This is a genomic window from Lactobacillus sp. UMNPBX6 (genome assembly GCF_002553975.1).
In the GTDB taxonomy this organism is placed as follows: Bacteria; Bacillota; Bacilli; order Lactobacillales; family Lactobacillaceae; genus Lactobacillus; species Lactobacillus gallinarum.
In genome coordinates this window covers 32,219-44,605 of record NZ_PCZD01000009.1, presented here as the reverse complement: position 1 = coordinate 44,605, position 12,387 = coordinate 32,219, and the positions used below count along the sequence as shown (strand labels likewise).

Annotated in this window: 10 protein-coding genes and 2 pseudogenes; 9 read left to right on the top strand and 3 right to left on the bottom strand. The window is 35.8% G+C overall.

The window, feature by feature from the left end:
- The first annotated feature begins 117 nt into the window (after positions 1–117).
- The 5 genes and pseudogenes from CP357_RS02855 to CP357_RS02835 all read left to right on the top strand — a co-directional run bounded on the left by CP357_RS02855 (position 118) and on the right by CP357_RS02835 (position 3,749).
- Entirely contained in the window at positions 118–288 is a 171-nt protein-coding gene (locus CP357_RS02855) for a helix-turn-helix transcriptional regulator (RefSeq protein WP_098036496.1), read from the top strand.
- Positions 289–392: 104 nt separating this feature from the next.
- The gene (locus tag CP357_RS02850; protein ID WP_098036495.1) at positions 393–1,508 is read left to right on the top strand and encodes an ATP-binding protein; all 1,116 of its coding nucleotides are present in this window, start codon (positions 393–395) and stop codon (positions 1,506–1,508) included.
- A 19-nt stretch (positions 1,509–1,527) separates the two neighbouring features.
- Positions 1,528–1,731: pseudogene (locus CP357_RS10455) on the top strand (hypothetical protein).
- Between the two features lie 9 nt (positions 1,732–1,740).
- A pseudogene (locus CP357_RS02840) lies at positions 1,741–2,380 on the top strand (GyrI-like domain-containing protein).
- Positions 2,381–2,435: 55 nt separating this feature from the next.
- Positions 2,436–3,749, top strand: a complete 1,314-nt coding sequence (locus tag CP357_RS02835) for an MFS transporter (RefSeq protein WP_233187197.1) — start codon at positions 2,436–2,438, stop codon at positions 3,747–3,749.
- A 305-nt stretch (positions 3,750–4,054) separates the two neighbouring features.
- Here CP357_RS02835 and CP357_RS02830 read toward each other — a convergent pair whose 3' ends face one another.
- Positions 4,055–4,822 carry a MurR/RpiR family transcriptional regulator gene (locus tag CP357_RS02830; RefSeq protein ID WP_098036494.1) on the bottom strand — a complete coding sequence of 256 codons (768 nt, stop codon included), beginning with the start codon at positions 4,820–4,822 and terminating at the stop codon, positions 4,055–4,057.
- A 169-nt stretch (positions 4,823–4,991) separates the two neighbouring features.
- On the opposite strand from CP357_RS02830, the gene CP357_RS02825 reads away from it, so the two are divergent.
- Positions 4,992–6,296: a PTS sugar transporter subunit IIC gene (locus CP357_RS02825; protein WP_098036493.1), complete on the top strand. Its 1,305-nt coding sequence runs from the start codon at positions 4,992–4,994 to the stop codon at positions 6,294–6,296.
- Positions 6,297–6,491: 195 nt separating this feature from the next.
- Positions 6,492–7,601: an ATP-binding protein gene (locus CP357_RS02820; protein WP_098036492.1), complete on the top strand. Its 1,110-nt coding sequence runs from the start codon at positions 6,492–6,494 to the stop codon at positions 7,599–7,601.
- A gap of 36 nt (positions 7,602–7,637) precedes the next feature.
- Here the strand turns inward: CP357_RS02820 and CP357_RS02815 are convergent, their stop codons facing one another.
- Both CP357_RS02815 and CP357_RS02810 read right to left on the bottom strand, forming a co-directional pair.
- Positions 7,638–8,747 carry an acyltransferase family protein gene (locus CP357_RS02815; protein ID WP_098036491.1) on the bottom strand — a complete coding sequence of 370 codons (1,110 nt, stop codon included), beginning with the start codon at positions 8,745–8,747 and terminating at the stop codon, positions 7,638–7,640.
- An 84-nt stretch (positions 8,748–8,831) separates the two neighbouring features.
- Positions 8,832–9,719 carry a LysR family transcriptional regulator gene (locus tag CP357_RS02810; RefSeq protein WP_013086724.1) on the bottom strand — a complete coding sequence of 296 codons (888 nt, stop codon included), beginning with the start codon at positions 9,717–9,719 and terminating at the stop codon, positions 8,832–8,834.
- Between the two features lie 102 nt (positions 9,720–9,821).
- On the opposite strand from CP357_RS02810, the gene CP357_RS02805 reads away from it, so the two are divergent.
- Positions 9,822–10,742: an acyltransferase domain-containing protein gene (locus tag CP357_RS02805; RefSeq protein WP_306426703.1), complete on the top strand. Its 921-nt coding sequence runs from the start codon at positions 9,822–9,824 to the stop codon at positions 10,740–10,742.
- On the top strand, positions 10,739–12,382 hold the full coding sequence (gene mdcA / locus CP357_RS02800; RefSeq protein WP_098036490.1) for a malonate decarboxylase subunit alpha: 1,644 nt from the start codon (positions 10,739–10,741) through the stop codon (positions 12,380–12,382). Before CP357_RS02805 ends, mdcA begins: the two co-directional genes overlap by 4 nt.
- The last annotated feature ends 5 nt before the right edge of the window (positions 12,383–12,387 follow it).

Genomic DNA, 12,387 nt, shown 5'->3' with positions numbered 1-12,387 from the left:
CCGAATGGACTTTTTATTTTTTATCAAGTGTTCAATTTAATTTTACAATCGGCGAGAAAAAAGCTTAATAAAAAAAGCCCGAAATTTGTAGTGCGGTACAATTTCGGGCTTTTTTGATTGGTAGCTGATAAGGATGGGTCACAGGAACAATTAGCTAAGAAAGTTGATGTTTCAAGACAGACAATCTCGGCGATTGAAAAAGGTAATTACAATCCATCGGTTAATTTTTGTATTAAAATTTGTCAAGCACTAGATAAGACTTTAGATGATCTGTTTTGGCCAGAGTGAGAAATTGAGTTAATTATAAAAGAAGTATAAAATAAAAGACAATAATTATAAAAACTCTATAAAACGTAAATTTTGATTATAAAAAATCTATAAAAAGGAATCTTATGGAAGAAAAAATGTTAAATCCGTTTATGCCTAGTTTTGGACGTTTTCCTAAAATTATCATTGATCAAGAAGAAGCATTAACCGATTATTTGACAGGACTGCAAACACATGATGCTAAATATCAAACGTCTTTGGTGTATGGAACGAGAGGATCGGGAAAAACTGTTTTTCTTTTAAATGTTCAAAGGTCTTTAGAGAAATTAGACAATTGGATATTCATTCGTTTAAACAATGGGCAAGGTAATCTATTATTCCAATTAATGCATGGTCTTCAACGAGCAGCAGGGATTTCATTAGTTGATTTATTAAAGAATGTTAAAAGCTTAAATATTATGGGCAATGGTATTACCTGGCAAGCATTCCAAGAATCTCAGCAAATTGATTATGATGAATATATTTCTATTTTATTGAGTCGCTTAAAAAAGCAAGGCAAATCTATTTTGATTGGCATTGATGAAATTGAAATTAGTGATGATGTGCGAGCCTTTGGATCAGAATATCAAACTTTAATTGGTGATGAATATGATATTTCATTATTAATGACAGGATTACCAAGCAGAATTTCTGAAGTACAGAATGATAATACTCTTACTTTTTTATTGCGTAGCAATCGGATTTACTTATCTCCGTTAGATGAGGAAACAATAACCGCTAGCTATGAGAAGGCATTTACTAAAGGTAAACGTGAAATTGACTTCATGGTATTAGATGAAATGAGTCGTGCGGTAAAAGGTTACGCTTATGCTTTTCAAACTATTGGTTACTATGCCTGGCGTTTTAGTCAAGAGTCTTTGCAGCTAGATGAGGAGGTTTTAAAGCAGACAATAGAGGCCACTAAAAAAGATTTATTCAGAAATGCTTATGAAAGAATGTATATGGACATTTCTAAAACCGATCGTGACTTTATTAATGCGATGATTAAAGCTGGAACCAATCGGGTGACAACAAAGCAATTGCAAGATATTTTGCATAAACCGATTAACTATATTTCAGTATATCGTGCACGCTTGCTAGATGATCAGTTGATTACTTCACCTGAAAGAGGAGTAGTTCAACTAGCACTGCCATTTTTTGCAGAGTTTGTGGAAAAATATAATTTAGAACATTTAGCTTAAAGAAAGTGAAGATATAGATATGAGTAAATACGATCAATTATGGCAATATATTAAAAACAACAAAACTGGCGACTTTTAGCTCTCATTTGATGAGGTTTAAAAAGCAGCAGGTCTACCAATCGATCATTCATTTTTACGTTATAAGAAAGAACTGCCTGATTATGGCTTTGAAGTGAAGAAAATTTCACTTAAGAATAAGACAGTTAAATTTCATCAACTATAGAGGCAGAATATGGCTTACGATTTTAAAAAAGAAGAAAAACAATTCTATCGTTCGGGCAAGAAGCCTGAATTGGTTGATGTTCCGCAGATGCAATATCTAGCTGTTAGGCGATCCCAATCAAGAGGGCGGAGAATACAAGCAGGATCTACAATTGTTGTATAGTCTAGCCTATACAATTAAAATGAGTAAAAAAGGCTCACATCAGATTAAAGATTATTTCGACTTCGTGGTTCCACCGCTTGAAGGATTTTGGTGGCAAGATGGCGTTAAAGGCATTGATTATGCTCATAAAGAAAGATTCAATTTTATTTCCTGCATTCGGATGCCTGAGTTTGTGACAGATGATGTTTTGACTTGGACTAAAAAAGAAACTGCAGTTAAGAAGGGGTTGGATTTTTCACCAGTTAAATTACTTACTTTGACTGAAGGAAAATGCGTGCAAATCATGCATCATGGCAGTTATGATGATGAGCCAGCTACAATCGACAAGATGCATCAATTTATTACTGAAAATAATTTGAAATTAGATTTTTCGGATAAGCGGCGTCATCATGAAATTTACTTATCAAATCCTCAGCGCACGAAGGTGGAAAATTTAAAAACGATTATTCGCTTGCCTGTTAAAGAAAAGAAGATGAACAATGACTAAAAAAGTTACGCCACGTTTGGTGATGGCGATTTTATCCGCAGGGATGCTCTAGTTTTTGGGAATCCTTGACGAAACGGCAACGACAGTTACTTTTCCAATCTTGACCAGAGATTTTGCGCTTACTACCGATCAAGTTCAATGGGTTAACACCTTGATGTTGCTAGTGATTGCGACGATTGTACCGATTAGTTCTCAGATTAGATTGCGAATTCCTACTAAAAGTATTTTTATTCTAGGAGTTTCGTTATTTATAGTGGGTTTGCTGATTGATATCGTTACTCCATGGTTTGATCTTTTGTTAGTGGGTCGAGCCTTGCAAGGAATCGGTACCGGTATAGGCTTGCCGCTGATGTACAACATTATCTTAGCTGAAGTACCTAAAGAAAAACTCGGCTTCATGATGGGGATCGGAACGATGATTACCGCTTGTGCCGTGGCCTTTGGGCCGTTGTTCGGTGGTATCGTAACTGATGCACTTAATTGGCGTTGGATTTTCATCATTTCACTTTTTCTGATTATTATTAGCCTGCTAACAGGGATGTATTCAATCGGGCAAATCAATCCTTTGCAAAAAGTGAAGATCAAGTATGGTCAGTGGTTATCTCTTGCCGTCGCTTTGGTTTGCTTGATACTCGGTTTTACCCGAATTGCTAAGTATTCGTTCCTGTCAGTTCCAGTTTTAGGCTTTTTAGTTTTAGGAATCATCAGCTTATTAATTTGGCTAAAAATATCTTGGTCCGATAAGGAAGCCTTGATTAGTCCTCAATTATTTAAAAATTTGCGTTTTAGCATGCAACTAATTGCCTATTGTTTTGCTAAAATTGCGACTTTGGCCTTAGGCTTTATCTTTCCAATCTATGTGCAAGCCGTTAATCATGGATCCGTTTCTCTGGCTGGTTGGATTACATTTCCAGGTGCGGTGATAAATGCCTTGATGGCAGCCTTAGCAGGAAAGCTGCTCGATAAAAAAGGTGCGCGTTTGCCGATCATTATTGGCGTAATTGCCAGTCTAACTAGTTTGATTTTGATGAATATATTAGCACCACTCAGCAGTATTGCCATTGTATTATTGTATGTTCTTTATTATGGCGGTTATGGGATGTGTTTTGGCAGTCTGATGACCAGTGGATTGATTACTTTGAGCAAAGCCAACCATGCCCAAGGCAATGCGATCTTCAATACTTTGCAGCAATTTTCTGGAGCACTCGGAACTGCATTAGCTGGGACTTTGATTGCGATTGCACAAAATAATCATGTAGGTAATGGCACGGCAATTGGTTCTAAATGGACTTTTATGGTGCTGCTTGTGCTGATAATTGTTAATTTAGTCCTTGCACTAGTATTTGTACCGAAGAAGAAAAGTAAATAGTAAAAGGTTAAATTTATGACTTTAAAAAAATGATAAAAGTTTAAAATTTTTAGATACTGTGGAAGCATTACAAGGCAAAAAAGAGGTAGAAAATCATACCATTATTAAAATTGGTAGTTTAAAAGATTTAGATCAATGGATGGATAGTTTATGATTTGTAAGTTCAGTGAAAGCTGAACTTTTTTATTTTGCTTTGTTTAATAATTAAAATCTTCGAAAAATTGATCAATACATTAAGCTAAATCATGGTAATTTTGATTAATATAGAAAGCATAAAGTAAAAGGCTCAGCAAAAGCTGGGCCTTTTATTCACGTTCTTTTTCCTGATCTTGTTTTTGCTTAATTAGATCTCGATTCTTTCCAATTAATATTTCAACTAGTCCTTCAACTATATACATTGCCGGAATTTGTGAAGAAAGATCACAATATTTAAATAATCGTTGCTTATGTTCTTGATAATTAAGCACATATTTACTGATGTTTGCAATAGTACTAGTTGGATTACTGGTGATAGCTACTACTTGATTATCAGAACGTTTAGTACAGTAATTAAGTTGTTCGATTAATTCGGTAGTTTCACCTGAGACCGAAAAGCAAATAATGGTATTGTTACTGGTATTTTCTAGTTGTCTATTTAATGGATAAAAAGGATCGGTAATAGGAAATGCGTTGAATCCTAATAATGCTAGCATTCTTGCAGCATAGACGGCGGTGGAGGCAGAATTGCCAGTTTCCATGATAGGAATATTATCAGATTGATAAAGTTGATCAGCAACGACTCGCAATTTGTTTTCAATATCATTAGGAAAATTTTGTTGATCAATAAATATTAATGCTTTTTGAGGTGCAACGGTTTGATTGATATTTTTTAAATAGGCTTTGAATTCAGGAAAGCTTGCAAAGCCTATTTTATGAACAAAACGCATTACTGAGGAATTAGCCACATGCGTCTTTTTGGCAATATCACGTACACGCATATACGCTACTTTTTCGGGATTATTAACAACAAAACGGTAAACGGAGAGTTCTACATCTGATAAGGATGAAAGATTATTAAAATCAAAAATAGCCATTCTTTTCCTCCCAACGAATAAATTTATAATTCAATTATAAAGAACACAGTGTTCGAATAAAAGAACAGAAACCTAAAAGTATAGATTTTTACCAGATAAGGCTAAAACTATTGTACTATTATAAGCGCTTACATAGAATAGAAAGCGAGATGAAAAAGGAGGAAAGATTGTGAATAATCTACAAAAATTTCTAGATAAGTTTTTAGCACCAATAGCTAAATGGATGGGAAACAATTTGTTCTTCTCATCTTTAGCAGATGCTTTCATGAAAGTAACTCCAATTACTTTGGGTGGTGCCTTCGTTCTGTTAATTGGTAATTTTCCAATTCCAGCTTGGACTAACTTTTTACAAAAAATAGGTTGGGCAACACAATTTAACGCTGCACAAAATGCAACTATGAATGTATTGTCACTCTTTGTTGTATTTAACTTTGCTTATGTTTACGCAGAAAAATGTAAATATAATCCATTGCCAGCAGGATTGCTTGCCGCATCAAGTTTTATGATTTTAGCTCCACAAGATTATATGGCTAGAGCATTTGGGACGCACGCTAAGTTGACTCAAGTGACAGCATTTGGTACCAATTACCTTGGTTCATCTGGTATGGTTGTTGCTATTCTTGTTGGTTGGGTTGTCGGGATGCTTTACGTATTCCTCAATAAAAAGAATATCGTAATTAAATTGCCTGACAGTGTTCCACCTAATGTTTCAGCTTCACTTCAGCCATCATTAATTGCCGGAATTATTTTGGTATTAATGACTTTAATTAGAGGAGCATTTAGTTATACTGCATTTGGTAACATCTTTGATTGTGTTACTAAATTGGTTCAAACACCACTGCAGACATTTACTGCTTCTCCAATTAGTATTATTGCTATTTACACCTTGGCTAATGTTTTATGGTTCTTTGGTATTCACCCTAACATGGTTTATGGTATTGTAATGCCAATTATCATTGCTAACGGTATTGTTAACCAGAATGCCTTTAAGGCAGGACAGCCAATGCCATACGTCACCATGGCAATGCTTTCTGTCATTTTAAACAGTGCTTTTGGTGGTCAGGGTGCTACAATCGGTTTAATTATTTCTATGTTTAGAGCAAAATCTGATCGCTACAAACAAATGTTAAAATTGGCCGGAGTACCAGCATTGTTCAATATTAATGAACCATTGGTATTCGGGATGCCAATTATGTTAAATCCTGTTTTCTTCTTACCAATGCTGTTTGAACCTATCATTAATGGTTTGGTAAGTTGGGGATTGATTGATTTGTTCCATGCTACTGTTAACCCATTTATTCAATTACCATGGACTATGCCTGGTGTTGTTCAAGCATTCTTCTCAGGTGGTATTCCATTCTTTATCATCGCTATGGTTGTAGTAGTCTTAAGTACTTTGATTTGGTTCCCATTCTTCAAGATTGCTGATAATAAGGCTGTTGCTGAAGAACAAAAGAATGCTAAGAAAGCTTAATTACCGTAAATTTTAAATAAAATTATAAAAACCCAAGATTTAAATAAAAGAAGTTACTCCGCATGAGTAGCTTCTTTTTTATCTTAAAAGAAATTTTATAAGATCTAAAGAGATCTAAAAATAGACAGAAGATCTAAAGAGATCTAAAATAAATTTCAAGAACTAAAAAGATATAAAAGTAGGTGGATTAAAATAATGACTAACATGAATAATCCTTTTGATCCTAACTTTGGTAAGGTACCAAAAATATATTTAGGGCGACAGAAAATAGTAGAAGATATAGTCCAATCACTTGAAAGTGGAACAGGTCCTTATCAAACTTCAATGATTTATGGGATGCGTGGCGTAGGAAAAACTTCTTTGTTAGCTGATATAACCTCCACATTAGAACAGAAGAATAATTGGCTCGTTATCTATTTAGCTATGACTAATGATTTGCTTGCCACCTTAATTCAGAGTATTTATCAGGAAGCTAATAATACAATTAAAAAAGCACTAGATAGGATTGATGGGGTGAAGTTCTCAGCATTTGGTTTTGAACTTGAAGTGCATGTTTCTAATCCTCAGTCTACTTATCAAGTTTTATTAGAAGAAATGTTAAAAGTATTAAAAAAGCATGATCAATCTCTATTGATTGCAATAGATGAAGTTAAAGAAACTCCTGAAATTGTTAATTTGGCTTCTATTTATCAGATAATGGTGCTAAAGGAGTACCCTATTAATATTATGATGACGGGGGTACCTAAAAATGTTTCTGAACTGCAAAATAATGATGTCTTAACTTTTCTTCTGAGAAGTGGGCGCGTGCCATTAGGTCCGCTTGATCTTTTTGACATTAAATATCGCTATCAAAAAGCCTTTGAGAGAGGAAACAAAGAAATCGATAATAATACTCTAATGAAAATAACCAAACTGACTAAGGGATATGCTTATGCATTTCAAGATCTGGGATATTATGTCTGGCAAAATTCTGATAATAAGGTTACGGAAGAAAGTGTGGAGAAATCTATCCCATTATTTAAAAATGATCTTTTTCGTAATGCTTATACTAAGATACTATCTGAATTGTCGCCAACAGATAGGAAATTCTTATTTATTATGGCTAATTGCCCTAAGAATATTGTGGAAATAAGTTATATTCGTGAACAAATGAAAAAGAGTTCCAATTATATTTCTCAATATCGCCAAAGATTGATGGACAGTCAAGTAATCGTAGATACAGGATATGGTAAGGTCACATTTTCATTACCATTCATGAAAGATTTTTTGCTGGAAGCTGCAGAATTATATGGAATTGAAGAATAAAGCAAAAGAGGTTACTCCGCGTGAGTAACTTCTTTTTTATCTTAAAATTAAACTTTTTGCTTTCATCCACCAGACATGCAAGCAATATGCGGAAGTGAAAGACAGGATCCACGTTAAAATCCAGGTGCCAAACAAAGTCAAGATTGGATGATAGATTGCGTGATATTGCATGTTAAGTCCGCGCCAAACTAGTTGATTCCAAAAGACATTGGATAAATATGCTCGATAAGCATAGGTAGCTAAAAAGTGAAAGACATTTAAGCTAGTCTGTGAATTTTTTCTAACTTGGTGCAAGCAAAATGCGGAGATTAGTGCAATAACTGTCAAACAGTACAAGGTCATTGATGGCTTGTAATATGGAGCATTGTTAAAGTTGATAGGATGACCAAATTTTTGTAATTCAATATTACTCCAAATGAAGCATCCAATGAATAAAATTGAAATCAGCCACCATAACTTAGTAACTAATTGATTATAATAACTTCGCAGTTGCCAAGCTAACATCCCGTACACACCATAGATAAAGAATGAAATGAACACGCGGTCAAGTAGATACCAGTCATATTCATGGGCGCCGTGGAAAACGTAGTAGTCATATAACCACAGCCAGGCGAAGTATAGCACAAAAGTAATGATTGCAACCCAAATTCCGCGTGTTAAGTTATGACCGACAAAGCGGCTTAGTGCCCAAAAAAGTGGCATTAAGATAATGAATTGCAACATCATCGTGTTGTACCAAAGGTGTGGTGCCGCATTACCATTAATAAATTGCCAGCAAAATGAACCGATGCTATTAAAATGATTGACTTGTTGCACCCATGGCATTCCAAAAAGGTAAATCAATGTCCACCAAATAGTCGGTACAAACAGATTAGACCAGTTAGCTCGCATATGTTTGGCATATGAGAAACTGCCTTTTTCATCATTAGTCCGAATGGTAGTGTACAAAATACCAAAGATAAAGGCCGGTGCCGTATATTTCACTAAATTATAAAAAATGCCAAAAACGTTCTGCACATGAGTGGGCTGCCCGGTACCCATGATCATCGACATAATTGGCTGCGATATCACAGCCGTACAGGCGAAAACTTTCAAATAATCACCAATATCAGCTGCACTAGAGCTGTTAAACTGATATTTTTTCATAAAAATCTCTCTTTTCTTTTGAATTGTGAGATCCAAAAGAAGTTCAAGTTTAATTTAACGGTATTTTTTGAAAAAAGCAACGGCTTAAATTAATAAATATTTTGTTGCGGCATCTCTTTCTTGCAAGAAAACATTGGCAATTTCATTGCTAAAAAGACGCTGTGTATCAGTCAAATTATGATGAGGCGAATTTAAATAAATCGTGCGTCGAGGAGCTTCAGGATAAATATGAGCCTTAGTGATATTTTTAGTTTCAAAATCCTGCCAACTAATGGCTGGGATAAAACCGATTCCAATTCCGCTTGCAATTAATTGCCGCACCGTTGCTGGTTCATCGGATTGATATTGATAATTTAGTTTGATTTTGTGAGCCATTAAAAATTGATCGATAGTTTGTTGTAGTTCGGTTTCTTTATCAAGGCCAACAAAGATATATTTTTCTAAATCTTTTAATTCAATAAAATCCTTGTTAGGAAGGATGCCTTTTTTAGCGCCGATTAGTAATTCTTCGGTGGTGATGGGGATGCTATTAAAGTTAGGGATCTTGGCAGTAGAAATAATAAAGTCAAATTGTTCTAGATCTTTGGCAAAATTATTTTTCTGATGAATATTTAAACTGATATTAGGCAAGACTTCTTGCATCCGTAAAATTATTTTAGAAATTAAAGGTGAAGCCACAGTAAACAAAACATTTAGTGGGCTCTGATCAATATTTTTGGACCCCTGAACTGCTTTAATACCGCGATCAAGCAAATTTAAGCTGTCCGAAACATACGAATAAAATAGTTTGCCTTGTTGGTTTAATTTAATTGTTCTGCCTTCGCGATCAAACAATTTTACACCGATTTCTTCCTCTAACTGTTTGATGGTTTTGCTAACGGCAGATTGACTGACATAAGCTTCTTGGGCTGCCTCGGTAATTGATCCAAGAGAAGCAACCGAAATAAAGTATTTTAATGTAGTTAAATTCATTATGTTCACTCGATTCATAACTATTTGGTTAAGTATTATTCTATTTATATATTATAAATTGGCATTCAAACGTTTTAAACTAAAAATGTGAGATCCAAAGAGGTGATTATTTTGCGAAACTTATGGTTATTTCCGGGTCAAGGTGGTCAAAATCCGGGCATGCTTGACCAAGTCGATCCTCAACTGAAAGAGCAGGTAGAAAAATGGACCAATGTCAAGCTACTGGATACTGCTGAGGGCTATCAAGATTCAGTTCAAATTCAGCTAAGTATTTTGCTTTTGCAGATTGATCAAGTCGATCAATTGAAAAAGTTAGGCTGGCAGCCGACTTTAGTTGCAGGACATTCTTTAGGCATATTTGCGGCAGCTTATGCAGCTGGTGTCATAAATAAAGAAGATGTTTTCAAGTTAGTAGCTCTTAGAGCTAAGTTGATGCAGGAATGTTATCCAGAAGGCTACGGCATGGGTGTTGTAGTTGGCTTGAGCCGTCCAGAAGTAAAAAAGTTAGTTGCTGAAGTTCATTCAGATACCAATCCAGTTTATATTTCTAATCAAAACTCAGAAATGCAGAATACTATTTCTGGGAAACTCATTGCGATTAAGCAAGTTCTAGCATTGGCTAAAGAAAATGGTGCATCAAAAGCAAAATTGCTGCATGTGCCTAACCCATCGCATTCGCCGCTAATGCAGAAGACAGCCGATCAGCTGAATACTTTTATTGCTCAGCTTAATTTGCATCAACCTAGTTGCATATATTTAGCTAATTACAATGGTCACGCAGTAAGGAGCTTAAAAGATATCAAATATGATTTAGGAAACAACGTAATTTACCCAGTACTTTGGGAAACGATGATGCAGGTTGCTCTTGAATATCAACCTGATGTTAGCTCCGAATTTTCACCTGGAACAGCTTTTACCAAACTACTAAAAGCAAAGACGGATCAATTACATATGGTTACGTTATCGGCAATGTCGATTGATGATGCGGACTATTTATTTAACAAATGGGAGAAAAAAGAATGACAGAAGAAAAGAATTGGCATACTCATCGAGATGCGAAAAATGCACGTTTAGCAAGCGCCAGTTCATTATTGAATGGTAAATTTGCTAAAACTGAAGATGTCGTTGAAGTGTTGAATACTTTAATTAAGCCAGGCGACAAGGTGGTGCTTGAAGGGGATAATCAAAAGCAAGCATCATTTTTATCAGAAGCTTTAACTAAAGTGGATCCTGAACGTGTTCATGATTTACACATGATTATGTCTAGTATTTCACGTCCAGAACACCTTGATATTTTTGACTTAGGTATTGCCTCAAAGATGGACTTTTCATTTGCCGGCCCACAAAGTACACGTGTATCGCAAATGATTGCTGACGGCACAATGACGGTTGGTGATATTCATACTTATCTTGAATTATTTGGTCGTTTATTTATTGATTTGATTCCGAACGTTGTCTTGGTTGCCGCGGATAAAGTTGACCGTGAAGGTAACCTTTACACTGGTTTTAACACTGAAGAAACCCCAACAATTGTGGAAGCCGCAGCCTTTCATAATGGAATCGTGATCGTGCAAGCAAACGAAGTTGTTGATAAATTACCACGTGTTGATATTCCTAGCGACTGGGTCGATGTCATTGTTCCAGCTGATAAGCCATATCAATTGGAGCCTTTGTTTACTCGTGATCCACAAGCAATCACCGAATTACAAATTTTGATGGGGATGATGGCAATTAAAGGAATCTATGCTAAGCATCATGTTCAAACCTTAAATCACGGTGTTGGCTTTAACACTTCTGCAATCGAACTTCTATTGCCAACATATGGTGAACAATTAGGACTCAAGGGCAAGATCTGTCGCAATTGGGAATTGAATCCAACTCCAACTTTAATTCCAGCAATTGAAAGTGGTTGGGTTCAATCAATCCACTCATTTGGTGGCGAAGTCGGGATGGAAAAATACATTGCCGCTCGTCCAGACATTTTCTTTGTTGGTAAAGATGGTACCATGCGTTCTAATCGTGCTTTAGGTCAGGTTGCTGGTCAATATGCACTTGATATGTTCGTTGGTTCTACTTTGCAAATTGACCAATGGGGTAACTCTTCAACTGTTACTAATGGTCGTTTGTCAGGCTTTGGTGGTGCACCTAACATGGGTTCTAACCCAACTGGTCGTCGTCACTCAACTCCAGCTTGGCAAAGCTTAAAGCCAGATGATGATCCATTGGCTAAGGGTCAAAAATTGGTTGTTCAAATGGTTGAAACCTTTGGTGCAAATAAGAAGCCAGTCTTTGTTGATCACTTGGATGCTGAAGAAGTTAGAAAAGAAGCTAAGTTGGCTAACGTGCCAATCATGATTTATTCAGAAGATACCACGCATATCGTCACTGAAGAAGGTATCGCATATCTTTACAAGACCGACAGCATGGAAGAAAGAAAAGCCGCAATTGAAGCAATTGCTGGTGTAACTCCTGTTGGTTTACGTTCAAATCCAGAAGAAGTAAAGAAGCTGCGTGAAAAGGGCATTGTCGCATTGCCAGAAGACTTAGGCGTACGCCGTGAAGATGCTAAGCGTTCACTTCTTGCAGCTCAAACTATGGATGATATTGTTGAATGGTCCCATGGCCTTTACAATCCACCTGCAAAATTTAGATCTTGGTCATAATTGAG

Coding starts and splice junctions, on each gene's coding strand:
- mdcA (WP_098036490.1), top strand. CDS start 10,739: ATGACAGAAGAAAAGAATTGGCATACTCATCGAGATGCGAAAAATGCA.
- CP357_RS02830 (WP_098036494.1), bottom strand. CDS start 4,822: ATGGCTATTTTTGATTTTAATAATCTTTCATCCTTATCAGATGTAGAA.
- CP357_RS02810 (WP_013086724.1), bottom strand. CDS start 9,719: ATGAATTTAACTACATTAAAATACTTTATTTCGGTTGCTTCTCTTGGA.
- CP357_RS02820 (WP_098036492.1), top strand. CDS start 6,492: ATGACTAACATGAATAATCCTTTTGATCCTAACTTTGGTAAGGTACCA.
- CP357_RS02815 (WP_098036491.1), bottom strand. CDS start 8,747: ATGAAAAAATATCAGTTTAACAGCTCTAGTGCAGCTGATATTGGTGAT.
- CP357_RS02850 (WP_098036495.1), top strand. CDS start 393: ATGGAAGAAAAAATGTTAAATCCGTTTATGCCTAGTTTTGGACGTTTT.